Origin of the sequence: Pseudomonas sp. 43A (assembly GCF_013363935.1) — a bacterium.
GTDB classification, from domain to species: Bacteria; Pseudomonadota; Gammaproteobacteria; order Pseudomonadales; family Pseudomonadaceae; genus Aquipseudomonas; species Aquipseudomonas crudilactis.
The window spans coordinates 3,256,015-3,278,845 of the sequence record NZ_CP054880.1; the positions used below are offsets into that span (position 1 = coordinate 3,256,015).

General features: G+C 60.1%; 20 protein-coding genes. 10 read left to right on the forward strand and 10 right to left on the reverse strand.

The window, feature by feature from the left end; all coding sequences use genetic code 11:
• Window positions 1-19: 19 nt before the first annotated feature.
• From HUW52_RS14350 to gloB, 7 genes are all read right to left on the reverse strand, one after another.
• Window positions 20-1,630 (reverse strand): ABC transporter ATP-binding protein, encoded by a 1,611-nt coding sequence (locus tag HUW52_RS14350; RefSeq protein ID WP_150650479.1) that lies wholly within the window; start codon window positions 1,628-1,630, stop codon window positions 20-22.
• A gap of 1 nt (window position 1,631) precedes the next feature.
• Window positions 1,632-2,651: an ABC transporter permease gene (locus HUW52_RS14355; protein WP_007910587.1), complete on the reverse strand. Its 1,020-nt coding sequence runs from the start codon at window positions 2,649-2,651 to the stop codon at window positions 1,632-1,634.
• 1 nt (window position 2,652) lies between these two features.
• A complete protein-coding gene (locus tag HUW52_RS14360) occupies window positions 2,653-3,726 on the reverse strand; it encodes a microcin C ABC transporter permease YejB (protein ID WP_016987121.1) in 1,074 nt (357 codons plus the stop codon).
• Between the two features lie 4 nt (window positions 3,727-3,730).
• Window positions 3,731-5,572, reverse strand: coding sequence for an extracellular solute-binding protein (locus HUW52_RS14365; RefSeq protein ID WP_175554014.1), 1,842 nt, complete (start codon window positions 5,570-5,572; stop codon window positions 3,731-3,733).
• Window positions 5,569-7,401 (reverse strand): extracellular solute-binding protein, encoded by a 1,833-nt coding sequence (locus HUW52_RS14370; protein ID WP_175554015.1) that lies wholly within the window; start codon window positions 7,399-7,401, stop codon window positions 5,569-5,571. Before HUW52_RS14370 ends, HUW52_RS14365 begins: the two co-directional genes overlap by 4 nt.
• A gap of 439 nt (window positions 7,402-7,840) precedes the next feature.
• Window positions 7,841-9,304, reverse strand: a complete 1,464-nt coding sequence (locus HUW52_RS14375; RefSeq protein WP_007910577.1) for a transglycosylase SLT domain-containing protein — start codon at window positions 9,302-9,304, stop codon at window positions 7,841-7,843.
• A 99-nt stretch (window positions 9,305-9,403) separates the two neighbouring features.
• Window positions 9,404-10,171, reverse strand: a complete 768-nt coding sequence (gloB, locus tag HUW52_RS14380) for a hydroxyacylglutathione hydrolase (RefSeq protein ID WP_175554016.1) — start codon at window positions 10,169-10,171, stop codon at window positions 9,404-9,406.
• A 66-nt stretch (window positions 10,172-10,237) separates the two neighbouring features.
• Between gloB and HUW52_RS14385 the strand changes: the two genes are divergently transcribed.
• The 5 genes from HUW52_RS14385 to HUW52_RS14405 all read left to right on the forward strand — a co-directional run bounded on the left by HUW52_RS14385 (window position 10,238) and on the right by HUW52_RS14405 (window position 15,537).
• Complete coding sequence (locus HUW52_RS14385; RefSeq protein ID WP_175554017.1) at window positions 10,238-10,996, forward strand: class I SAM-dependent methyltransferase; 759 nt, start codon at window positions 10,238-10,240, stop codon at window positions 10,994-10,996.
• A 91-nt stretch (window positions 10,997-11,087) separates the two neighbouring features.
• Window positions 11,088-11,558, forward strand: coding sequence for a ribonuclease HI (rnhA, locus tag HUW52_RS14390; protein ID WP_007910572.1), 471 nt, complete (start codon window positions 11,088-11,090; stop codon window positions 11,556-11,558).
• A 192-nt stretch (window positions 11,559-11,750) separates the two neighbouring features.
• Entirely contained in the window at window positions 11,751-12,509 is a 759-nt protein-coding gene (gene dnaQ / locus HUW52_RS14395; protein WP_175554018.1) for a DNA polymerase III subunit epsilon, read from the forward strand.
• 143 nt (window positions 12,510-12,652) lie between these two features.
• The gene (locus tag HUW52_RS14400; protein ID WP_016987128.1) at window positions 12,653-14,908 is read left to right on the forward strand and encodes an Orn/Lys/Arg decarboxylase N-terminal domain-containing protein; all 2,256 of its coding nucleotides are present in this window, start codon (window positions 12,653-12,655) and stop codon (window positions 14,906-14,908) included.
• A 14-nt stretch (window positions 14,909-14,922) separates the two neighbouring features.
• Window positions 14,923-15,537 (forward strand): GNAT family N-acetyltransferase, encoded by a 615-nt coding sequence (locus HUW52_RS14405; RefSeq protein ID WP_016987129.1) that lies wholly within the window; start codon window positions 14,923-14,925, stop codon window positions 15,535-15,537.
• On the opposite strand, the gene HUW52_RS14410 is transcribed toward HUW52_RS14405, so the two are convergent.
• Window positions 15,503-16,396 carry a LysR family transcriptional regulator gene (locus tag HUW52_RS14410; protein WP_175554019.1) on the reverse strand — a complete coding sequence of 298 codons (894 nt, stop codon included), beginning with the start codon at window positions 16,394-16,396 and terminating at the stop codon, window positions 15,503-15,505. The two genes, HUW52_RS14405 and HUW52_RS14410, sit on opposite strands and share 35 nt — an antisense overlap.
• An 85-nt stretch (window positions 16,397-16,481) precedes the next feature.
• On the reverse strand, window positions 16,482-16,712 hold the full coding sequence (locus tag HUW52_RS14415; protein ID WP_095118425.1) for a hypothetical protein: 231 nt from the start codon (window positions 16,710-16,712) through the stop codon (window positions 16,482-16,484).
• A gap of 184 nt (window positions 16,713-16,896) precedes the next feature.
• Here HUW52_RS14415 and HUW52_RS14420 point away from each other — a divergent pair, with 184 nt between their 5' ends.
• Window positions 16,897-17,454 (forward strand): NADPH-dependent FMN reductase, encoded by a 558-nt coding sequence (locus HUW52_RS14420; RefSeq protein WP_007910565.1) that lies wholly within the window; start codon window positions 16,897-16,899, stop codon window positions 17,452-17,454.
• 165 nt (window positions 17,455-17,619) lie between these two features.
• Window positions 17,620-18,903: an arsenic transporter gene (locus tag HUW52_RS14425; protein WP_016987132.1), complete on the forward strand. Its 1,284-nt coding sequence runs from the start codon at window positions 17,620-17,622 to the stop codon at window positions 18,901-18,903.
• A 130-nt stretch (window positions 18,904-19,033) separates the two neighbouring features.
• Here the strand turns inward: HUW52_RS14425 and HUW52_RS14430 are convergent, their stop codons facing one another.
• Window positions 19,034-19,984 carry a DUF1853 family protein gene (locus tag HUW52_RS14430; protein ID WP_016987133.1) on the reverse strand — a complete coding sequence of 317 codons (951 nt, stop codon included), beginning with the start codon at window positions 19,982-19,984 and terminating at the stop codon, window positions 19,034-19,036.
• Between the two features lie 115 nt (window positions 19,985-20,099).
• Between HUW52_RS14430 and HUW52_RS14435 the strand changes: the two genes are divergently transcribed.
• The 3 genes from HUW52_RS14435 to HUW52_RS14445 are packed head-to-tail and all read left to right on the forward strand — an operon-like array spanning window position 20,100 to window position 22,827.
• Window positions 20,100-20,990 (forward strand): NAD(+) kinase, encoded by an 891-nt coding sequence (locus HUW52_RS14435; RefSeq protein WP_003224174.1) that lies wholly within the window; start codon window positions 20,100-20,102, stop codon window positions 20,988-20,990.
• Window positions 20,990-21,961, forward strand: coding sequence for a metallophosphoesterase (locus HUW52_RS14440; protein WP_007919225.1), 972 nt, complete (start codon window positions 20,990-20,992; stop codon window positions 21,959-21,961). The genes HUW52_RS14435 and HUW52_RS14440 overlap by 1 nt, the downstream gene beginning before the upstream one ends.
• Window positions 21,958-22,827: a rhomboid family intramembrane serine protease gene (locus HUW52_RS14445; RefSeq protein WP_175554020.1), complete on the forward strand. Its 870-nt coding sequence runs from the start codon at window positions 21,958-21,960 to the stop codon at window positions 22,825-22,827. Before HUW52_RS14440 ends, HUW52_RS14445 begins: the two co-directional genes overlap by 4 nt.
• The last annotated feature ends 4 nt before the right edge of the window (window positions 22,828-22,831 follow it).

Sequence of the window (22,831 nt, forward strand, 5' to 3'; positions counted from 1 at the left end):
GTGTTGCTCCTCTTTCAGGTTATTGCGCAGTGGCTGGTGCCAAAAAAGCGGCTTCCAGCAACTGCTGTGTATACGGATGTTGGGGGGCGGCAAAAATACTTTGCGCGTCTCCCTGTTCGACCACTTGGCCATGCTTGACCACCATCAACTGGTGGCTCAGCGCTTTGACGACAGCCAAATCATGGCTGATAAACAAATACGTCAGGTTGTACTTGGCTTGCAGTGAACGCAACAGCTCCACCACTTGCCGCTGCACCGTCCGGTCGAGCGCCGACGTCGGCTCGTCCAGCAGGATCAGCGCCGGTTTCAGCACCAAAGCCCGGGCAATGGCGATTCGTTGCCGTTGCCCACCGGAAAATTCGTGGGGGTAGCGGTGCCGGGTTTCCGGATCCAGACCTACCTCCTTCAATGCCGCAATAATCGCCGCCTGTTGCTCCTCGGCGGTGCCCATCTTGTGAATTCGCAGGCCTTCGCCAACGATATCGCTGACGCACATGCGCGGGCTCAGGCTGCCAAACGGGTCCTGAAACACCACCTGCATCTCCCGACGCAACGGGCGAACCTCGTTCTGCGTCAGGCAGTCTAGCTGTTTGCCTTCAAAGCGGATCGCGCCTTTGCTGCCGATCAGCCGCAAAATCGCCAGACCCAGCGTGGATTTGCCGGAACCGCTTTCGCCCACAATCCCCAGGGTCTGACCCTGCGGCAGGCTGAAATTGATGCCGTCCACTGCCTTGACGTGATCCACCGTGCGCTTGAGCAGGCCTTTCTTGATCGGGAACCAGACTTTCAGGTCCTCGACTTCAAGCAGCGGCGCGCCGATTTTATTGCTCGCCGGGCCTCCGCTGGGCTCCGCGCCGAGCAATTCCCGAGTGTACGGATGCTGCGGCGAACGGAACAGCTCTTCGCACGATGCCTGTTCGACGATGCAACCGCGCTGCATGACACATACGCGATGCGCAATTCTTCGCACCAGGTTCAAATCGTGACTGATCAGTAACAGCGACATGCCCAATCTGGCCTGCAATTCCTTGAGCAGATCGAGAATTTTCAGCTGAACGGTCACGTCCAGCGCCGTGGTCGGTTCGTCGGCAATCAGCAGTTCCGGCTCGTTGGCCAGGGCCATGGCGATCATCACCCGCTGGCGTTGGCCGCCGGACAATTCGTGGGGCAGGGCCTTGAGGCGCTTGTGCGGCTCGGGGATGCCGACCATCTCCAGCAGCTCCAGCGTACGCTTGGTCGCGACTTTGCCGGTCAGGCCCTTGTGGATGCCGAGGACTTCGTTGATCTGCTTCTCGATCGAGTGCAGCGGATTCAGCGAGGTCATCGGCTCCTGAAAAATCATCGCGATGCGGTTACCGCGAATATGGCGAATGGTTTTTTCGCTCAGGCCCAGCAGGTTTTGCCCGGCATAGTTGATGCTTCCGGCCGGATGGCGGGCCATCGGGTAGGGCAGCAAACGCAGAATCGAGTGCGCGGTCACCGATTTGCCCGAGCCGGATTCGCCGACCAGCGCGAGGGTTTCACCACGCTTGATGTCGAAACTCACGCCTTCGACGACCCGGTGCACGCGCTCGCCAAAACCGAATTCGACGGCGAGGTCGCGCACTTCGATCAGATTGTCCTGATTCATTTCACTTCCTCGGGTCGAAGGCATCGCGAGCGGACTCGCCGATAAACACCAGCAAACTCAACATCAACGCCAGCACGGCGAAGGCACTCATGCCCAGCCACGGCGCTTGCAGGTTGGATTTGCCCTGCGCGACCAGTTCACCCAGCGACGGACTGCCGGCCGGCAAGCCGAAACCGAGGAAGTCCAAAGCGGTGAGGGTGCCGATGGCGCCGGTGAGGATGAACGGCATAAACGTCATGGTCGAGACCATCGCATTGGGCAGGATGTGGCGGAACATGATCGCGCCGTTCTGCATGCCCAGCGCCCGCGCCGCACGCACGTATTCGAGGTTACGGCCACGGAGGAACTCGGCGCGCACCACGTCGACCAGGCTCATCCACGAGAACAGCAGCATGATCCCCAGCAGCCACCAGAAGTTCGGCTGGACGAAACTGGCGAGAATGATCAGCAGGTACAGCACCGGTAACCCCGACCAGATCTCCAGGAAACGCTGCCCGGCCAGATCGACCCAGCCGCCATAGAAACCCTGCAACGCGCCGGCAATCACGCCGATGATCGAACTCAACACAGTCAAGGTCAGCGCAAACAGCACCGAAATGCGGAAACCGTAAATCACCCGCGCCAGCACGTCGCGGCCCTGGTCGTCAGTGCCCAGTAAATTGTCCGCCGAGGGCGGCGCCGGTGCCGGGACTTTCAGGTCGTAATTGATGCTCTGGTAGCTGTAGGGAATCGGCGCCCACAGCACCCACGCATCCTTGGCCTTGAGCAGTTCGCGGATGTACGGGCTCTTGTAGTTGGCTTCCAGCGGGAATTCGCCGCCGAAGGCGGTTTCCGGGTAGCGCTTGATCGCCGGGAAGTACCAGTTGTTGTCGTAATGCACCACCAACGGCTTGTCGTTGGCGATCAGCTCGGCGCCGAGGCTCAGCCCGAACAGGATCAGAAACAGCCACAGCGACCACCAGCCACGTTTGTTGGCCTTGAACAGTTCGAAGCGGCGGCGGTTGAGAGGGGACAGGTTCATCTCAATGCTCCCGGCTTTCGAAGTCGATGCGCGGATCGACCAGGGTGTAGGTGAGGTCGCCGATCAATTTCACCACCAACCCCAGCAGGGTGAAGATGAACAGGGTGCCGAACACCACCGGGTAATCGCGGTTGATCGCCGCTTCGAAACTCATCAGGCCCAAACCGTCGAGGGAGAAGATCACTTCCACCAGCAAGGAGCCGGTGAAGAAGATGCCGATGAACGCCGACGGGAAACCGGCAATCACCAGCAGCATGGCGTTGCGGAACACATGGCCGTAGAGCACGCGATGGCGGGTCAGGCCTTTGGCCTTGGCGGTGACCACGTACTGTTTGTTGATTTCGTCGAGGAAGCTGTTTTTGGTCAGCAGGGTCATGGTCGCGAAGTTGCCGATCACCAGTGCCGTCACTGGCAGCGCGAGGTGCCAGAAGTAGTCAAGAATCTTGCCGCCGAAACTCAGCTCATCGAAGTTGTTCGAGGTCAGTCCTCTCAGCGGGAACCAGTCGAGATAACTGCCGCCGGCAAACACCACGATCAGCAGGATCGCGAAGAGGAACGCCGGGATCGCATAGCCGACGATGATCGCCGAACTGGTCCAGACGTCGAAGTGGCTGCCATGCCGCGTGGCCTTGGCGATCCCCAGCGGGATCGACACCAGGTACATGATCAGCGTGCTCCACAGCCCCAGCGAGATCGACACCGGCATCTTTTCCTTGATCAGGTCGATGACCTTGGCGTCGCGGAAAAAGCTGTCGCCGAAATCCAGGGTCGCGTAGTTCTTGACCATGATCCACAGGCGTTCCGGGGCCGATTTGTCGAACCCGTACATGTGCTCGATTTCCTTGATCAGCGCCGGGTCCAGCCCCTGTGCGCCGCGATAGGAGGAGCCGGCCACCGACACTTCGGCACCGCCGCCGGCAATGCGGCTGGTGGCGCCTTCGAAGCCTTCGAGCTTGGCGATCATCTGTTCCACCGGGCCACCGGGCGCGGCCTGGATGATCACGAAGTTGATCAGCAAGATGCCGAACAGGGTCGGGATGATCAGCAGCAGTCGCCGAAAAATATACGCCAGCATCTGATTACTCCGTGCCCGCAGGGTCGGCTTGCAATTTGGTTTCGACTTCTACCGCCGGTTTCGCGTCAGGCTTGACCCACCAGGTGTTGATGCCGATGTCGTATTTCGGTGAGACCTTCGGGTGGCCGATGTGATTCCAATAAGCCACGCGCCAAGTCTTGATGTGCCAGTTGGGGATCACGTAATAGCCCCATTGCAGCACACGATCCAGGGCGCGGGCGTGGGCCACCAGGCTTTTGCGCGAATCGGCGTTGATCAGGTTTTCCACCAGTTGATCGACGATCGGCTCCTTCAGACCCATGGTGTTACGGCTGCTGGCCTTATCGGCAGCGGCGCTCATCCAGTATTCGCGCTGCTCGTTGCCTGGCGAGTTGGACTGCGGGAAGCTGCCGACCATCATGTCGAAGTCCCGCGAACGCACGCGGTTGATGTACTGCGAGACGTCGACGCGACGGATCACCAGTTCGATGCCGAGGTCGCTGAGGTTGCGCTTGAACGGCAGCAAAACCCGTTCGAACTCGGTCTGCGCGAGCAGGAATTCAATCACTACAGGCTTGCCCGTGGCGTCGACCATTTTATCGTCGACGATCTTCCAGCCAGCCTCTTGCAGCAGTTGATAGGCCTCGCGCTGCTGGGTGCGGATCATGCCGCTGGCGTCGGTCTTGGGGTTGTCGAACGCTTCGCTGAAGACCTGCGCCGGCAGTTTGCTGCGGAACGGCTCAAGGATCGTCCGTTGATCGGCATCGGGCAGGCCAGTGGCGGCCATTTCCGAGTTCTCGAAATAGCTGCGGGTGCGGAAGTAGGCGCCGTTGAACAGTTGTTTGTTGGTCCATTCGAAATCGAACAGCAGGCCCAGTGCCTGACGTACGCGCACATCCTGAAACACCGGGCGGCGCAGGTTGAAGACGAACCCCTGCATGCCGGTCGGGTTGCTGTTGGCGATCTGTTCCTTGATCAGGCGGCCTTCAGTGACGGCCGGAATGTTGTAGGCGTTGGCCCAGTTTTTTGCGGCCATCTCCAGCCAGTAATCGAACTGGCCGGCTTTCAGGGCTTCGAGGGCGACGGTGTTGTCGCGGTAGTAATCGGTGGTCATCGTGTCGAAGTTGTAGAAACCGCGATTGACCGGCAGGTCCTTGCCCCAGTAATCCTTGACCCGCTCGTAACGCACTGAGCGGCCGGCCTTCACTTCGGCAACTTTGTACGGGCCGCTGCCCATAGGAATCTCGAGATTGCCCTTGTTGAAATCGCGATCGGCCCACCAGTGTTTCGGCAGCACCGGCAATTGGCCGAGGATCAGCGGCAACTCGCGGTTGTTGGTGTGTTTGAACTTGAACAGCACTTTGAGAGGGTCTTCGGCGACGACTTCGGCGACATCGTTGTAGTAGCCGCGAAACAGTGGCGAGCCTTCCTTGGTCAGGGTGTTGAAGCTGAACACCACGTCGTCGGCGCGCACCGGGTGGCCGTCATGAAAACGAGCTTCGGGACGCAGGTAGAAACGCACCCAGCTGTTGTCCGGGGCTTTTTCGATTTTGCCGGCGATCAGGCCGTATTCGGTGAACGGCTCGTCGAGGCTGTGCTTGGTCAGGGTGTCGTAGATTTGCCCGACGTCATCGGCAGGCACGCCTTTGCTGATAAACGGGTTGAGGCTGTCGAAGCCGCCGAATCCGGCCTGACGGAACACGCCGCCCTTGGGCGCGTCGGGATTCACGTAATCGAAATGCTTGAAATCGGCAGGGTATTTCGGCGGCTCGTTGTACAGGGTCACGGCGTGTTGCGGGGCGGCAAAGGCCAGCCCGGCGAACAGCAAGCCGCTGGCCTGGACGAGCAGGGCGCGGATAGGTTTCATCGATCTTTCTCCGAAGACTTCAGCCACCACGCGCTCAGGCCCAGGGTGTAGGGCGGCGTGGTGACGAAGGCCAACCGGTTGCGGTAGGCCAGACGGTGATAATTGAGGTACCAGTTGGGAATGCTGTAGTGCTGCCAGAGCAGCACGCGGTCGAGCGCCTTGCCGGCGGCGACCTGCTCGTCGCGAGTGCGTGCGGCGAGCAATTGTTCAAGCAGGTGATCGACCACCGGATTGGCGATGCCCGCGTAATTCTTGCTGCCCTTGACTCCGACCTGGCTGGAGTGGAAGTACTGCCACTGCTCAAGGCCCGGGCTAAGGGTCTGGTTGAGTGTCATCGAGATCATGTCGAAATCAAATTGATCGAGGCGCTGTTTGTATTGGGCGCGATCCACCGTGCGCAGGCGCGCGTCGATGCCGATGCTGTTGAGGTTCTCGATGTAAGGCTGGTAAAGGCGCTCCAGGTTCGGATTGACCAGCAACAGCTCGAACCGCAGCGGTTGGCCGTCAGCGTTTTGCAGGCGTTGGCCGTTGAGCTTCCAGCCGGCTTCGGCGAGCAATGCCAGTGCCTTGCGCATGGTTTCCCGGGGGATGCCGCGACCGTCGGTTTGCGGCAACGTGAACGGTTCGGTGAACAGCTTGGCCGGCAGTTGCTCCTTGTAAGGCTTGAGCATCAGCCATTCATGCCCGACCGGCAGGCCGGTAGTTGTGAATTCACTGTTGGGGTAGTAACTGGTGGTGCGCTTGTAGGCATCGCTGAACAGTGCGCGGTTGGTCCACTCGAAGTCGAACATCAGACCCAGCGCTTCGCGGGTCTTCACGTCCGAGAACGTAGCGCGGCGGGTGTTCATGAACAGGCCCTGAGTCTGAGTCGGGATCTGGTGCGGGATCTGCGCCTTGATCACGTCGCCACGGCGCACGGCGGGGAAGTTGTAGCCGTTGGCCCAGTTCTTCGCCTGATGCTCGATGTAGATGTCGAATTCGCCAGCCTTGAACGCTTCGAAGGCGACATCGCTGTCGCGATAGAATTCGACTTCCATGCGATCGAAGTTGTACTTGCCGCGATTGACCGCCAGGTCCTTGCCCCAGTAATCCTTGACCCGTTCGAAGATCAACTGCCGGCCCGGCGTCACCGAAGTGATGCGATAGGGGCCGCTGCCCAGTGGCGGTTCGAAGGTGGTGGCCTTGAAATCGCGGTCTTTCCAGTAATGCTGCGGCAGCACCGGCAGTTCACCGAGGCGCAGGATCAACAGCGGATTGCCCGAGCGCTTGAGCACGAAGCGAATGCGCTGTTTGTTGAGAATGTCGACCCGCAGCACTTCCTGCAGGGCGGTGCGGTACAACGGATGACCGTCCTTGAGCAGCGTTCGATAGGAGAACGCTACGTCATAGGCTGTGATCGGTGTGCCGTCGTGGAAACGCGCTTCCGGGCGCAAATTGAACACCACCCAGCTGCGATCTTCGCTGTACTCCACCGATTGCGCGATCAAGCCGTAACTCGACGCCGGTTCGTCGCCGGACGGCGAATACTGGCCGGTGCCGACCATCAACGGCTCGTTCAGCTCATTGATGCCGTACTGGAGGAAGTTCGCCGTGGTCACCGGGCTGGTGCCCTTGAAGGTGTACGGGTTGACCGTATCGAAGGTGCCGAACGCCATCACCCGCAACGTACCGCCCTTGGGCGCTTGCGGGTTGACCCAGTCGAAGTGGGTAAATCTGGCCGGGTACTTGAGCGTGCCGAACTGCGCATAACCGTGACTTTCGGTAATCGTCGCGCTTGCGGTTGAGCTCAAGGCCAGGCTGATCAGGAGCAGGAGGAGGGGACGCTTCAAGTCAGATCTGATCCAGGCGGCTTGGGCTTTGTGGGCCGTACAGTAACAGCTTGTCTGGACAGGAAAAAGATGCGGGTTAATGCGGGGTTAATCGTTTGCGCGAAGAGCCCCTCACCCTAACCCTCTCCCAGAGGGAGAGGGGACTGACCGAGTTGTTTCTTCGAGCTACGCCGACCTGAACTGTCGAGCCGAACTTACGTTTTGAAAAGCCCCTCACCCTAACCCTCTCCCGGAGGGCGAGGGGACTGAACGCGGTGCATTGGAGGGTTGCACCGACGTGCGATACCAAGTCGAACTCAGATTTTGAAAAGCCCCCGATCGGCTCCCTCACCCCAGCCCTCGCCCCTTGGGGAGAGGGCTGGGGTGAGGGGGATGGATCTAAAGCACACCACAAAAACGTGATCAAAAAAAAGCCCCCGAAATCTCAGGGGCTCTTCTGTCAGTGCGGCTGATAAACCGTGAGCATCTGCCCAGGCTTGAGTGCCTTGCCCGCACCCGGATTCCAGCGCTTGAGATGCTGCATCTCAACGTTGAATCGCTTGGCCACTACATACAGCGTGTCGCCGCGTTTGACCTTGTACTGAGTCTGCTGCGCGCTGTCGTCCTTGCCTTTGCTCTTGCTGTTGGCCGCAATCACTGTATTGACGCGCCCAGACTTGCGAGCCGGCGCGCGCTTGGTGGTGTCTTGCATCACCAGCGTCTGGCCAACCTTGAGGTTCTTGCCGGTCAGCTTGTTCCAGCGTTGCAGATCCTTGACTTCGACCTTGTTGGCCTTGGCGATGGAACCAAGGTTGTCGCCACGCTTCACGCGATAAGCACGCTTGAGCTTGGCCACTTCCGATGGGTCAGCGCCTTCGAACACCGGTTTCAGCGAACGCGGGCTGATCAGTTCGTCAGGTCGCATGGTCTGCAAACTGGCGGTCAGCAATTGCGCCTTCGACGTCGGCACCAGCAAATGCTGAGGGCCGTCGATGGTGGTGCGCTGCTTGAACGCCGGGTTGAGCTGGAACAGTTCGTCTTCGTCGATATTGGCCACCGCTGCAACCTTGGACAAATCCATGCGCTGGTTGATTTCGACGACCTGGAAGTATGGTTCGTTGGCAATCGGGTTGAGGTTCACCCCGTAAGCTTCTGGCGCCAGCACCACTTGCGACAGTGCCAGCAACTTCGGCACGTACGCCTGGGTTTCCGCCGGCAGCGGCAGGTTCCAGTAGTCGGTTGGCAGGCCGAGCTTTTCGTTACGCTCGATGGCGCGGCTGACCGTGCCTTCGCCGGCGTTGTACGCCGCCAGGGCCAGCAACCAGTCGCCGTTGAACATGTCGTGCAGACGGGTCAGGTAATCCATCGCTGCTGTGGTCGATGCGGTGATATCGCGACGGCCGTCATAGAAGCGGGTCTGCCGCAGGTTGAAGTAACGCCCGGTGGACGGAATGAATTGCCACAGTCCGACAGCGTCGGCCCGGGAATAGGCCATCGGGTTATAGGCGCTTTCAATCACTGGCAGCAGGGCCAGTTCCAACGGCATGTTGCGTTCTTCGAGGCGTTCGACGATGTAGTGAATATAGAGACTGCCGCGTTCACCGGCGTTCTCGAGGAAAGAGGGATTGCTGGCGAACCACAGGCGCTGTTGCTCGATGCGCGGGTTGACGCCGAGGCCTTCCTGCAGCTGAAAGCCCTGGCGCATGCGTTCCCAGATGTCCTGAGGAACCTGTGGGCTGGGCTTTTCGGTCAGCCAGATCGGCTTCTGCTTGGCTCGCGCAGCAATGTTCGGCGTATGGGTCGCTTCAGTCTGCGGAGCATGGCTGGAGCAGCCCGCCAGCGTGGCGGACACAGCCACCGCGATGGCTTGCGCCAAGCGGGTCAATGCGTCTGAATTGACGGACTTACGTATGGATGACGACATTGGCTGGAAGTAAGTTCCGGGCAAAAATGTCGGGCGATTCTAGAAAGCGCACCCCCCTAGGTCAACCATTCAGAATTTTTGTACCAAGTGGCGGGTCACTTAGAACGTATCTTTCCAGGCCCGCAGAGCCGCAAATACCTCACTCGGCGCCCGGTTTTGAGCGCCTGCCCGTTCGTCCACTTTTTGTGTAACTAATGTTTCAGTGGTCCGCAAAAACGGGTTTGTGAGCTTTTCCAGGGCCAGAGTCGAGGGCAGGGTCATCACACCGTTTTGCCGTTGCTGGCTGACTTTTTCCAGACGGGCGGCAATGTCCGGGTTGCTCGGCTCGACGGCAGCGGCAAACTTCAGATTGCTCAGGGTGTATTCATGGGTGCAGTAGACCAGCGTATCTTCGGGCAAAGCGGCGAGGCGGCTGAGCGAGTGGTGCATTTGCTCCGGCGTACCTTCAAACAAACGTCCGCAACCGGCAGCGAACAGCGTGTCGCCGCAGAACAGCAAGCCGTGGTGGTAATAGGCAATGTGGCCCAAAGTGTGACCGGGCACCGCATAGACATCGAAGTCCCAGCCGAGCACGCTGACCGTGTCGTTGTCCTTGAGCGCCACATCGCGCTCTGGAATGCTTTCGCTGGCGGGGCCGTAGACTTTCGCACCGCTCAGCGCTTTCAGGCGTTCGACGCCGCCGACGTGATCATGATGGTGGTGAGTGATCAGAATATCGCTCAACACCCAGCCCGGATGCGCTTCGAGCCACGCCTGCACCGGCGCGGCATCGCCCGGGTCGACCACCGCGCAGCGCTGGGTGCGGTGATCCTGTAACAACCAGATGTAGTTGTCGGTGAACGCGGGCAGGGCACTGATCTGTATCATCGTCGGAATTCGCCAAGCGGAAAACATTGGCGCATCTTAGTAGTTCCTGGCGCTTTGGAGAATGCGATGAGTGATAAAGCGTTCGCACAGGCTGATCCTGACTGGCTGGCCCTGATCGGTGCAGCCCGTGAATGGCTGTCCGGCCCGCTCGGGCAATTTCTGCTCGATGAAGAGCGGCGCATGCTCGAAGACGAGTTGGGCCGCTTCTTTGGCGGCTATCTGGTGCACTACGGGCCATCGGCCGAAACCCCGCCGGCAGCGCCGCAAGTGCAGCGTAACGTGCGTCTTGGCGCGCCGTTGCCCGGCGTCGAGATCGTCTGCGAAGAGCAGGCCTGGCCGCTGAGCGAGCACGCCGCCGACGTGGTGGTGATGCAGCACGGTCTGGATTTCTGCCTGTCACCCCACGGTTTGTTGCGTGAAGCGGCGAGCAGCGTGCGCCCCGGTGGGCATTTGCTGATCATCGGAATCAACCCGTGGAGCACTTGGGGCTTGCGCCATGTTTTTGCTCACGACGCCTTGCGTCAGGCGCGCTGCATCTCACCGGCACGGGTCGCCGACTGGCTCAATCTGCTGGGCTTCGCGCTGGAGAAACGCCGCTTCGGGTGCTATCGTCCGCCGCTCGCGTCAGCCAAGTGGCAGGCCCGACTGGCCGGCTGGGAACGCAAGGCTGGTGACTGGCAACTGTCGGGCGGCGGCTTCTATTTACTGGTCGCGCGCAAGATTGTGGTCGGGCTGCGGCCGTTACGTCAGGAGCGTCGCGAGCCGATGGGCAAGCTAATTCCGCTGCCGATGGCCAAGGTCAATCGTCGGCGCATCGAACCGTAAACCTTCTTTTATTCGTGGCCGGGCTTGTCCTGGCCTCGGTCATTGTCGGTCCGTGATCGGCAAGACAGGCATTTATTCTGGATAGAGTGGCATGAGCGAAAGCGTTGAAAGTGTCGACACCGTAGAGCTGTTTACTGACGGCGCCTGCAAGGGCAACCCCGGCCCGGGCGGCTGGGGCGCCTTGCTGGTGTGCAAGGGCGTCGAGAAGGAACTGTGGGGTGGCGAAGCCAACACCACCAATAACCGCATGGAACTGCTCGGCGCGATTCGCGGCCTCGAGGCCTTGAAGCGACCGTGTGAAGTGCTGTTGGTGACCGACTCGCAGTACGTGATGAAGGGCATCAACGAGTGGATGGCCAACTGGAAAAAGCGTGGCTGGAAAACCGCAGCGAAAGAGCCGGTGAAAAACGCTGATCTGTGGAAAGAGCTGGACGAGCAGGTCAACCGCCACAAGGTCACCTGGAAATGGGTGCGTGGGCATATTGGCCATCACGGTAACGAGCGAGCGGACCAGTTGGCGAATCGTGGGGTGGATGAGGTTCGCGGTTACAAGCAGTCCTGATTTCGCTTCTGAACCGTGGTGCGGCCATTCGCGAGCAAGCTCGCTCCCACACTGGATCGTGTTCACAACACACATCCACTGTGGGAGCGAGCTTGCTCGCGAATGGGACGCCACGGTCTGCCTGAAACACCCCGCCGAGCGTGTTAACATCCGCGTTTTTTGCAAGATCGACCCGTTGAGAGCTGAACACTGATGGCCACCAGATCCGTTGTACTCGATACCGAAACCACCGGCATGCCGGTGACCGATGGTCACCGGATCATTGAAATCGGTTGTGTCGAACTGATCGGTCGGCGCCTGACCGGCCGGCATTTTCACGTTTACCTGCAACCGGATCGCGAGAGTGATGAAGGCGCCATCGGCGTTCACGGCATCACCAACGAATTCCTCGTCGGCAAGCCGCGTTTCGCCGAAGTCGCCGATGAGTTCTTCGAGTTCATCAAAGGCGCGCAGCTGATCATCCACAACGCGGCGTTCGACGTTGGCTTCATCAACAACGAATTCGCCTTGATGGGCCGGCAGGATCGCGCCGACATCACCCAGCACTGCTCGATTCTCGACACCCTGATGATGGCCCGGGAACGTCACCCGGGGCAGCGCAACAGCCTCGATGCGTTGTGCAAACGTTATGGTGTCGACAACTCCGGCCGTGAATTGCACGGCGCCTTGCTCGACTCGGAGATTCTCGCCGACGTCTACCTGACCATGACCGGTGGCCAGACCAGTCTGTCGCTGGCGGGCAATGCGTCGGATGGTAATGGCTCGGGCGAGGGCGCAGACAACTCCGCGACCGAGATTCGTCGCTTGCCGGCCGATCGCCAGCCTGCGCGGATCATTCGTGCGACTGAAGATGAATTGGCGGCGCATCTGGTGCGGCTGGAGATTATCGCCAAGTCTGCCGGTGGACCGGCGATGTGGACGCAGATTGCCGAAGCCGACGCGCAGGCTTGAAAGACCAAAAGATCGCAGCCCAGGCTGCGATCTTTGCTTTTGGCGGCATGAAGCCAAGTGGCCACCCTCGCCACTTTCGCTGCAACCCTCTACCCTGAGTGCATTGGCAGCTGCAAACCTGCCGCCTCAGGACACTGAGCCTCATGTACAAAGATTTGAAGTTTCCGGTGTTGATCGTCCATCGCGACATCAAGGCCGACACGGTCGCCGGTGACCGTATCCGTGGCATCGCCCGGGAGTTGGAGCAGGAAGGTTTCAATATCGTTTCGGCCATCGACTACGCCGAAGGGCGGTTGGTGGCGTCGACCCATCATGGCCTCGCGTGCATGCTGATCGCCGCCGAGGACGCCAGCACCAACTCGCACCTTTTGCAGAACATGGCTGAATTGATCGGACTGGCGCGGGTGCGTGCGCCGGATCTGCCGATCTTCGCCCTTGGCGAGCAAGTCACCCTGGAAAACGCGCCGGCCGATGCCATGGCCGAGCTCAATCAACTGCGTGGCATCCTCTATCTGTTCGAAGACACCGTGCCGTTTCTGGCCCGGCAAGTAGCACGGGCGGCGCGCAAGTATCTGGATGGTTTGCTGCCGCCGTTTTTCAAGGCGCTGGTGCAGCACACCGCCGATTCCAATTATTCCTGGCACACCCCCGGACATGGCGGCGGTGTGGCCTATCACAAGAGTCCGGTGGGGCAGGCGTTTCACCAGTTTTTTGGCGAAAACACCCTGCGTTCGGATTTGTCGGTGTCGGTGCCGGAACTCGGCTCGCTGCTCGATCACACCGGGCCGCTCGCCGAAGCAGAAGCACGTGCTGCGCGCAATTTCGGCGCCGATCACACCTTTTTCGTGATCAATGGCACCTCGACCGCCAACAAGATTGTCTGGCACTCGATGGTCGGGCGCGATGATCTGGTGCTGGTCGATCGCAACTGCCACAAGTCGGTGTTGCACGCGATCATCATGACCGGGGCGATTCCGCTGTACCTGTGCCCGGAGCGCAATGAGCTGGGCATTATCGGGCCGATTCCGCTGAGCGAATTCAGCCGCGAATCGATTCAAGCGAAGATCGACGCCAGTCCGTTGACCAAGGGCCGTGCGCCGAAAGTCAAACTCGCCGTGGTGACTAACTCGACCTACGACGGCCTCTGCTACAACGCCGAACTGATCAAGCAAAGCCTCGGCAACAGCGTCGAGGTCCTGCATTTCGACGAAGCCTGGTACGCCTACGCGGCGTTTCATGAGTTTTTCGCCGGGCGCTATGGCATGGCCACTTCGCGTAGCGAAGACAGCCCGCTGGTGTTCACCACCCATTCCACGCACAAACTGCTCGCCGCGTTCAGTCAGGCGTCGATGATTCATGTGCAGGATGGCGGTGCGCGGCAGCTGGATCGCGACCGTTTCAACGAAGCGTTCATGATGCACATCTCGACGTCGCCGCAGTACAGCATCATCGCCTCGCTGGACGTCGCGTCGGCGATGATGGAAGGCCCGGCCGGTCGTTCGCTGTTGCAGGAAACCTTTGATGAAGCCCTGAGCTTTCGTCGCGCGCTGGCCAATTTGCGTCAGCACATTGCCGCTGATGACTGGTGGTTTTCGATCTGGCAGCCGCCGGGTGTCGAAGGCATCGACCGCGTGCAGACCGCAGACTGGTTATTGCAACCGGATGCCGAATGGCACGGCTTTGGTGAGGTCAGTGACGATTACGTTTTGCTCGATCCGATCAAAGTCACGCTGGTGATGCCAGGGCTGAACGCTGGCGGTGCGCTGAGCGAGAAGGGCATTCCGGCGGCGGTGGTCAGCAAGTTTCTCTGGGAGCGTGGGTTGGTCGTCGAAAAAACAGGCTTGTATTCCTTTCTGGTGTTGTTTTCGATGGGCATCACCAAAGGCAAGTGGAGCACGCTGCTCACTGAACTGCTGGAGTTCAAGCGCAGTTACGACGCCAACGTGCGCCTCGACAGTTGCCTGCCGTGCGTCGCCCAGCAAGACACCGCGCGTTATCGCGGCATGGGCCTGCGTGATTTGTGCGATCAACTGCACACCTGCTACCGCAGCAACGCCACAGCCAAACACCTCAAACGCATGTACACCGTGCTTCCGGAAATTGCCATGAAACCGGCTCACGCCTACGATCATCTGGTGCGCGGCGAAGTCGAGGCGGTGCCGATCGATGAGCTGGAAGGCAGGATTGCTGCGGTCATGCTAGTACCGTATCCGCCGGGGATTCCATTGATCATGCCCGGCGAACGCTTTACCGAATCGACCCGCTCGATCATTGATTATCTGAAATTCGCTCGCACGTTCGATAGCAGCTTCCCCGGTTTTGTCGCGGATGTGCATGGATTGCAGCACGAAGACGAGGGCAATGGACGGCAATACACCGTCGATTGCGTCAAGGAATGAGGACTTTTCCCAGTATGCAACCGGTCATGAATCCGAAATACCCAGGGCTGTCGGTGCGGGTTGCCGATGAAGGCTTTGCGCCGTATATCTGGGGCAGCGACTTCAGTTTCGAGGTTGCCGCCTATGGCGCTGCCGTGATTGGCCAGCCAGTCGAGCAGTGGCGGGTGACGCCAATCGTGCCGTATCGCAAGTGCTACGGCATCGATCCGGAGGAATTCAGCGCTTTCCACAACGCGCCGGCCAGCGCGATTTTCATGGCCTATCTCGACGATGAGCCGGTTGGCCATCTGGTGATCAGCACCAACTGGAACGGCTTCGCGCATATCGATGAGCTGGCGGTGCATGCGCCGGCCCGGCGGCATGGCGTGGCCAAGGCGTTGCTGGATGTCGCGCAGTTCTGGAGCCGCAAGAAAAAACTGCCGGGGATCATGCTCGAAACCCAGAACAACAACCTTGGCGCTTGTCGGTTGTATGAGCGTTGCGGCTACGTGATTGGTGGCGTGGACCAGTTGCGTTATCGCGGCATTGATCCAAACACCGCCGAAGTAGCGCTGTTCTGGTACCGATTGTTCGATAATCCTCTGGAAAATTCGCTTAGCTCGCCAGCATCGCCTCGGCTTGTTCCGTGACGATGGTGAGCAGAGTCTGAATCGCCGCTGACGGCGCGGCGTGCTTGAAGGTCAGGGCGTAGAGGCTGATCGGTACGGCCGGTGACAGCGGGCAGACATCCAGCCCGGCAGAGCGTGCGCCCAGTGCGGTGAACGGGTCGACGATGGCCAGGCCTTCGCCGGCCTCGACCATGCTGCGCATCATCTGATGGGTTTGCACGCGGGTCTGGATGCTCGGTGCCGGGCGCAACGCCTGGAGTTTGTTTTCCAGCGCCGGGCTCAGCGGGTCCTGGCCTTCGAGGCCGACCATCGTCTGACCGGCCAGGTCCTGCAGGGAAATGTATTTCTGTTTTGGTTGCAGCCAGCCGTGGGGTGCGAGCAGTTGCAGCTTGCCCTGGGAAAGTGGCCGGCAATCAATGTCGGGGTGTTCGGGATCGTGCAGGCTCAAGCCCAGATCGCTTTCGCGCAACAACAGGCTGCGGACGATATCGCGGGTCGGCGCGCTGAGCAGGCTGCACGGTGCATCGGGCAGGCGTCGGCGCAGGGCGGCGAGACTTTGCGGGAGTAATTGTTGCGCCAGCGGCGGTGTGCCGATGATGCGCAGTGGCGGGGCGAGGTATTGCTTGAGGCTGCTGGCCAGGCGTTGCACCGGTTCCAGCGCTTCATAAACGTGGGCGATTTCCACCTGCAACGCTCGTGCTTCCGGCGTCGATTGCAGGCGTCCGCGCACGCTGGCGAACAGCATGAACCCCAACTGACTCTCGGCTTCGCGCAAACGCTCTTCGACCTCGGCCACCGGCAACTGCAACCATTCGGCGGCGGTGCCCAGGTGACCGGTCTGCAAGAGCGCCTGAATCACTTCGATATGACGTAAACGCATGCGTGAAGTCCATGTTCAGCAGGTGGGGTCAGTGGCTGAATCCTACCCCAAGTCTGCGCATATGACTTCTGCTCATAACGGTCAGTTATGAAGCGACGGTTGGCTCGGGTTCGCGGATCAGGGTGATGCCTGACTGAACCAGAAGAAACTCGTTCTCGTTGACCTTGTTGACGCGATCGCCAATGGCCAGTTTGTAAATGGGCTCCGAGCCAGTGGAACCGTCTGCCGACGGGTTGGATTCCTGGAACTCATGCACGGAATAAACGCGGCCTTCCGCATCTCTTGCATGGAACTGACCGACCAGTACTGCTGCCATCTGCTTAGAACCTCTGGAGATAAAACGCTTGATTTGCGGCTTGGTAGACCGCCATCAAGGCCTGTAAGTTTTCCTACAGGAAAAAAATAATCAGCGCGCGGGAATTTCCCATTGTGTGCTGGTGGAATCGTCACCGGATCATCTATAACTACGGGCTCCTCCCACGGACCATCGAGAGTCTCCCATGAGCAATGTCTACAACGTCGCTGTAGTGGTCGGTAGCCTGCGAAAAGCATCGATCAATCGCAAAGTCGCCCTGGCACTGGCGGAGCTGGCGCCGGCGAACCTCAAGCTTGAGATTGTCGAAATTGGCGATCTGCCACTTTATAACGAAGATATCGACGGTGATTCACCGCCGGCAGCCTACAGCACTTTCCGGGAAAAAGTGGGTTCATCCGACGCGGTGCTGTTTGTCACGCCCGAATACAACCGTTCGGTGCCGGCGCCGTTGAAGAATGCCATCGATGTCGGCTCGCGGCCTTACGGCAAAGCTGTCTGGAGTGGCAAACCGGGGGCGGTGATCAGTGTATCGCCCGGCGCCATCGGTGGTTTCGGCGCGAATCAGCATCTGCGGCAGTCGTTCGTGTTTCTCAATGTGCCGTGCATGCAGCAGCCGGAAGCGTATCTGGGCGGGGCAGGTTCGGCGTTTGATGAGGCGGGCAAATTGAGTGAGTCGGTGAAACCTTTTCTGCAGAGTTTTATCAATGCTTACGGACAATTCGTAGAGCAACACAAGAAGTAAGCTCACCCAAATCCCTGGCACAACAGAGATCCTGTGGGAGCGAGCTTGCTCGCGAAGGGGCCATCAGTCACCCATGATGGGTGACTGACAGTCCGCCTTCGCGAGCAAGCTCGCTCCCACAGTTTTTAGTGTTTATCTCTTCTACTTAATTTAAGGCTGTCGCGGATGCTCGCTGCGTCACTGATTTTCCTGCTGACCATCACCCTTGTCATCTGGCAACCCAAAGGCCTTGGCGTCGGCTGGAGTGCGACGCTTGGCGCGGTGCTGGCGCTGATCTTCGGCGTTGTACACCTGAGCGATATCCCGCTGGTGTGGCAGATCATCTGGAACGCTACCGGCACCTTCGTCGCGCTGATCATCATCAGTCTGTTGCTCGACGAAGCCGGTTTCTTCAATTGGGCCGCATTGCACGTGGCGCGCTGGGGACGGGGCAGTGGGCGTAAGCTGTTTGCCTTTATGGTGCTGCTCGGCGCGCTGGTGTCGGCACTGTTTGCCAACGACGGCGCGGCATTGATTCTCACGCCGATCGTGATTTCGATGCTGCTGGCACTGCGCTTTTCTCCGGCGGCGACATTGGCCTTCGTCATGGGCGCAGGCTTCATCGCCGATACCGCGAGCCTGCCGCTGGTGGTGTCGAACCTGGTCAACATCGTCTCGGCGGATTTCTTTCACATCGGCTTCAACCGCTACGCGGCGGTGATGGTGCCGGTGAACTTCGTCAGCGTGGCGGCGACGCTGGGCATGTTGCTATGGTTTTTCCGCCGTGACATTCCGGCGGCTTACGACCCCGAACAACTCGAACATCCAGAGACGGCGATCCACGACAAAGCCACGTTTTATGCCGGTTGGGCGGTGCTGGTGATCCTGCTGATCGGTTGCTTTGCGCTGGAACCATTGGGCATTCCGATCAGTGCGATTTCCGCCGTGTGCGCCGCGCTGCTGCTGGGCATCGCCGCCCGTGGCCACAAGATTTCCACGCGCAAGGTGATGAAAGAAGCGCCGTGGCAGATCGTGATTTTCTCGCTGGGCATGTACCTGGTGGTCTATGGCCTGCGCAATGCCGGGCTGACCGGGTATCTGGCCGGTTGGCTGGATGTCTTCGCCGGTCATGGTGTGTGGGGCGCTGCGATGGGCACCGGGGTGCTGACGGCGTTGCTGTCGTCGATCATGAATAACTTGCCGACGGTGTTGATTGGTTTGTTGTCGATCGATGCCAGTCAGGCCAGCGGAGTGGTCAAGGAGGCGATGATCTATGCCAACGTGATTGGCAGTGATCTGGGGCCGAAGATTACGCCGATTGGCAGTCTGGCCACTTTGCTGTGGCTGCATGTGCTGGAGCGCAAGGGCATTCACATTGGCTGGGGGTATTACTTCCGGGTCGGGATTGTGTTGACGGTGCCGGTGTTGTTGGTGACGTTGGCGGCATTGGCTTTGCGGCTTTCCCTGTAGACCGAGTCGACCCCTTCGCGAGCAAGCTCGCTCCCACAGGGGAATGCATCTCATCTCCCTACATTTGAAATGCAGTCCAAATGTGGGAGCGAGCTTGCTCGCGAAGGGGTCATATCAAACGCCAAAAATCTCAGGCCTGGCCGGGCACATTCGGCCAAAGGTCCGAGACCAGAAACAACCGCTCAGCCTCTTCCCATTCCCCCTGCGCATTCTCGATCAGGCGCACCATCAGCTGTGCCGGTGCCAGCGGCTCCAGGTCTTCCAGCCACATCCGTAAATGCTCCAAAGTCCACGTCTGATCCGCCGGATAATGCGCCGGCGCCAGCCAGGCGTGGCGGGGCAGGGGTTGCCAGCGTCCGGCCGGGCGTTGCGCGACAAACGCCTGCCAATCCTTTTGATGCAACCAGCTACCGCGCAAATGCTGCGGATGCGCACCGCTCGGTGACTCGGACTGCCCCGGCCACGGGTAGAGCAGATATCCGCCCAGCCACAGCTGCGCGCTGAACACCTCGATATCCAGCGCCGCGAGCACTTCGCGACTTTCCGGACGCGCCGAGATCGGCAACTGATGCTCGGCCAGATGCGCCAGTTTACGATCGAGCCGATCATGACAACCCGGCCCCAGCCACTGCGCCGAATCACGGCCATCGCCATTCTGCGGGCCGAGGTAAAGCTTGATCGCCAGTTCGAGGTGATGCACGCCATCGCGGTCACGCAGCAACATGTCCAGTTCACCGAGGGTGTGGCCCTCGCGGCGGATCGGCAGATTGGCCGCGATCAGTTCAATCCCCGGCGCATGCTCCACGGCAAACTGCCACAGCCGCTCGTAATACAGGCCAAGGCGCCGCGTGCGCGCCTGCGACAACCAATGCAGCAGGCCATAACTGTCGCGGTCGAGCTGGCGCAACCAGTGTTCCAGGCGTTCGGGATCGTGCACCCAATCGCTGCCGGCCAGCGGATGGCGCTGCGGCCACGGCGTGCTGGCGAGCATCGGCGGGGCGAGGATCACCCACGCCAGATCACGCACTTCCGGATGGCGTAATTGGTGGGGCAACTGCAGCAAGTCGGGAAATAGGATCATCTTGCGAGCATAGCCGTAAACACGAGCACACCCTTGAGGCTGAAAGGATTTTGTCTAACCGGCGCTTTCGCCCATAATCGGTTTTTTCGCGTTTTCGATTGTCCGCAGAGGTCTCATGGAGCAATTTCGCAATATCGGCATCATCGGTCGCCTGGGCAGTTCCCAGGTGCTGGATACCGTCCGCCGACTGAAACGGTTTCTGCTCGATCGTCACCTGCATGTGATCCTCGAAGACACCATCGCCGAAGTCCTGCCGGGCCACGGCCTGCAAACCTCGTCGCGCAAGATGCTCGGTGAAGTCTGCGACATGGTCATCGTCGTCGGCGGTGACGGCAGCCTGCTCGGCGCCGCGCGAGCGCTGGCCAAACACAATATCCCGGTGCTGGGAATCAACCGTGGCAGCCTCGGCTTCCTCACCGATATTCGCCCGGACGAGCTGGAAGTCGAAGTCGCCAAAGTGCTCGACGGCCACTATCTGGTGGAAAACCGCTTCCTGCTGCAAGCCGAAGTGCGCCGGCATGCCGAGGCCATCGGCCAGGGCGATGCGCTCAACGACGTGGTGCTGCACCCCGGCAAATCGACGCGGATGATTGAGTTCGAGTTGTACATCGACGGCCAGTTCGTTTGCAGCCAGAAGGCCGACGGCCTGATCGTCGCGACGCCGACCGGTTCAACCGCGTACGCGCTGTCTGCCGGCGGGCCGATCATGCATCCCAAGCTCGATGCCATTGTGATCGTGCCGATGTACCCCCATATGTTGTCGAGCAGGCCAATTGTGGTCGATGGCAACAGTGAGCTGAAAATCGTCGTGTCGAAAAACATGCAGATTTACCCGCAAGTCTCCTGCGACGGGCAGAACCATTTCACCTGCGCGCCGGGCGACACCATCACCGTCAGCAAGAAAGCGCAGAAACTGCGGCTGATTCATCCTCTGGATCACAACTACTACGAAGTCTGCCGCACCAAGCTCGGCTGGGGCAGCAAGCTGGGCGGTGGAGGCGACTGATGCTCGATCCCGCGCGCAGTTATGACCTGATCGGTGACGTGCACGGATGCGCCCTGACCCTCGAACACTTGCTTGACCGACTCGGTTATCACAAGCAGGGCGGGGTCTGGCGGCATCCATCGCGCATGGCCGTGTTCGTCGGCGACATTATCGACCGTGGCCCGCGCATTCGCGAGGCGCTGCACATCGTCCACGATATGGTCGAGGCCGGTCAGGCCTTGTGCATCATGGGCAACCACGAATTCAATGCTCTGGGCTGGAGCACGCCGGCGCTGCCGGGCAGCGGCAAGCAGTTCGTCCGCGAACACACGCCGCGCCATGCGCGCCTGCTGCACGAAACCCTGACCCAGTTCGAAGATCATCCCGGCGACTGGCATGATTTCCAGCGCTGGTTCTATGAGCTGCCGCTGTTTGTCGACGCCGGACGCTTCCGGGTTGTGCATGCCTGTTGGGATGCCGGCCTGATCGAACCGCTGCGCGCGCTGTTCCCCAATGGCTGCATCGATGAACACTTCCTGCAGGCCTCGGCCGTGCCGGACAGCTTCGCCTGCACCGTGTTCGACCGCCTGCTGCGCGGCACCGACATGCGCCTGCCGGATGGCCTGACCATGACCAGCGGCGATGGTCTGGTGCGCTCGTTCTTCCGCACCAAGTTCTGGGAAGACGACCCGAAGACTTACGGCGATATCGTTTTCCAGCCTGATGCACTGCCAGATCCGGTGGCGCAGAAGCCGCTGACCTCCAGTGAAAAAAACAACTTGCTGCGCTACGGCGTCGACGAGCCGTTGCTCTTCGTCGGCCACTACTGGCGCAGCGGCAAACCGGCGCCGATCCGCCCGAACCTCGCGTGTCTGGATTACAGCGCGGTGCTCTACGGCAAACTGGTCGCCTATCGTCTGGATCAGGAAACCCGTCTGGATCCGCATAAATTTGTCTGGGTCGATGTCGAGCGGCCGGAGGTGCTGCAATGACTGCGGTAGCGGTATTGCGTCTGCCGTTGGCGGTGGACCTGAGTGGTTTCGTCAAGCTGCTGCAACGCATGCAAGTGCCACATCGCGTCAGCGAAGAGGCCGGCGAACAAGTGCTGTGGGCACCCGCGGAAATCAGCGAAGACGTGCGCTCGTTGTACGAACGCTTCCCGGCGGGTGATCCCGAGCAAACACTGGACATCCCCGTTGCGCAGACCTTCAAGCGGCCGAGCTTTGCCGAGCAACTGAAATACGCCAAGGCCACCGGGTTCATCCTGTTGTTGTGCCTGATCGTTGGCGGGCTGACGTATCTCGGCGAAAACCTGCAAACGCTGCGCTGGCTGACCTTCCTCGATTTTCAGGTAGTCGGCGAGTACATCCATTTCACACCGCTGGCCGACAGCCTCGCGGCGGGGCAGTGGTGGCGTCTGGTCACGCCGATGCTGATCCACTTCGGCATTCTCCATCTGGCCATGAACGGCATGTGGTACTGGGAGCTGGGCCGGCGTATCGAGTCCCGCCAGGGCAGCATCAACCTGATCGGTCTGACGCTGCTGTTCAGCCTCGTTTCCAATTACGCGCAATTTGCCTGGAGCGGCGCGACCCTGTTCGGCGGCCTGTCCGGCGTACTCTACGGTTTGCTCGGGCATTGCTGGATCTTCCAGCTGCTGGCGCCGAACCCGGCTTATCGCCTGCCGCGCGGCGTGCTGGTAATGATGCTGGTGTGGTTGCTGGTGTGCATGTCCGGGCTGATCTCGATGATCGGTTTCGGCGAAATCGCCAACGCCGCCCACGTCGGCGGGTTACTCATCGGATGCTTCACCGGTTTGTTGGGCGGTTTGTATAACCGCCGTAAACTGGCCGCCTAAAATT

Bases quoted from the DNA above. Each gene is read 5' to 3' on its own strand.
- HUW52_RS14355 (WP_007910587.1), bottom strand. From the start codon at position 2,651: ATGAACCTGTCCCCTCTCAACCGCCGCCGCTTCGAACTGTTCAAGGCC.
- HUW52_RS14425 (WP_016987132.1), top strand. From the start codon at position 17,620: ATGCTCGCTGCGTCACTGATTTTCCTGCTGACCATCACCCTTGTCATC.
- dnaQ (WP_175554018.1), top strand. From the start codon at position 11,751: ATGGCCACCAGATCCGTTGTACTCGATACCGAAACCACCGGCATGCCG.
- HUW52_RS14430 (WP_016987133.1), bottom strand. From the start codon at position 19,984: ATGATCCTATTTCCCGACTTGCTGCAGTTGCCCCACCAATTACGCCAT.
- HUW52_RS14405 (WP_016987129.1), top strand. From the start codon at position 14,923: ATGCAACCGGTCATGAATCCGAAATACCCAGGGCTGTCGGTGCGGGTT.
- HUW52_RS14435 (WP_003224174.1), top strand. From the start codon at position 20,100: ATGGAGCAATTTCGCAATATCGGCATCATCGGTCGCCTGGGCAGTTCC.
- HUW52_RS14420 (WP_007910565.1), top strand. From the start codon at position 16,897: ATGAGCAATGTCTACAACGTCGCTGTAGTGGTCGGTAGCCTGCGAAAA.
- HUW52_RS14445 (WP_175554020.1), top strand. From the start codon at position 21,958: ATGACTGCGGTAGCGGTATTGCGTCTGCCGTTGGCGGTGGACCTGAGT.
- HUW52_RS14350 (WP_150650479.1), bottom strand. From the start codon at position 1,630: ATGAATCAGGACAATCTGATCGAAGTGCGCGACCTCGCCGTCGAATTC.
- rnhA (WP_007910572.1), top strand. From the start codon at position 11,088: ATGAGCGAAAGCGTTGAAAGTGTCGACACCGTAGAGCTGTTTACTGAC.
- HUW52_RS14365 (WP_175554014.1), bottom strand. From the start codon at position 5,572: ATGAAACCTATCCGCGCCCTGCTCGTCCAGGCCAGCGGCTTGCTGTTC.
- HUW52_RS14415 (WP_095118425.1), bottom strand. From the start codon at position 16,712: ATGGCAGCAGTACTGGTCGGTCAGTTCCATGCAAGAGATGCGGAAGGC.
- HUW52_RS14385 (WP_175554017.1), top strand. From the start codon at position 10,238: ATGAGTGATAAAGCGTTCGCACAGGCTGATCCTGACTGGCTGGCCCTG.
- gloB (WP_175554016.1), bottom strand. From the start codon at position 10,171: ATGATACAGATCAGTGCCCTGCCCGCGTTCACCGACAACTACATCTGG.
- HUW52_RS14440 (WP_007919225.1), top strand. From the start codon at position 20,990: ATGCTCGATCCCGCGCGCAGTTATGACCTGATCGGTGACGTGCACGGA.
- HUW52_RS14410 (WP_175554019.1), bottom strand. From the start codon at position 16,396: ATGCGTTTACGTCATATCGAAGTGATTCAGGCGCTCTTGCAGACCGGT.
- HUW52_RS14375 (WP_007910577.1), bottom strand. From the start codon at position 9,304: ATGTCGTCATCCATACGTAAGTCCGTCAATTCAGACGCATTGACCCGC.
- HUW52_RS14360 (WP_016987121.1), bottom strand. From the start codon at position 3,726: ATGCTGGCGTATATTTTTCGGCGACTGCTGCTGATCATCCCGACCCTG.
- HUW52_RS14400 (WP_016987128.1), top strand. From the start codon at position 12,653: ATGTACAAAGATTTGAAGTTTCCGGTGTTGATCGTCCATCGCGACATC.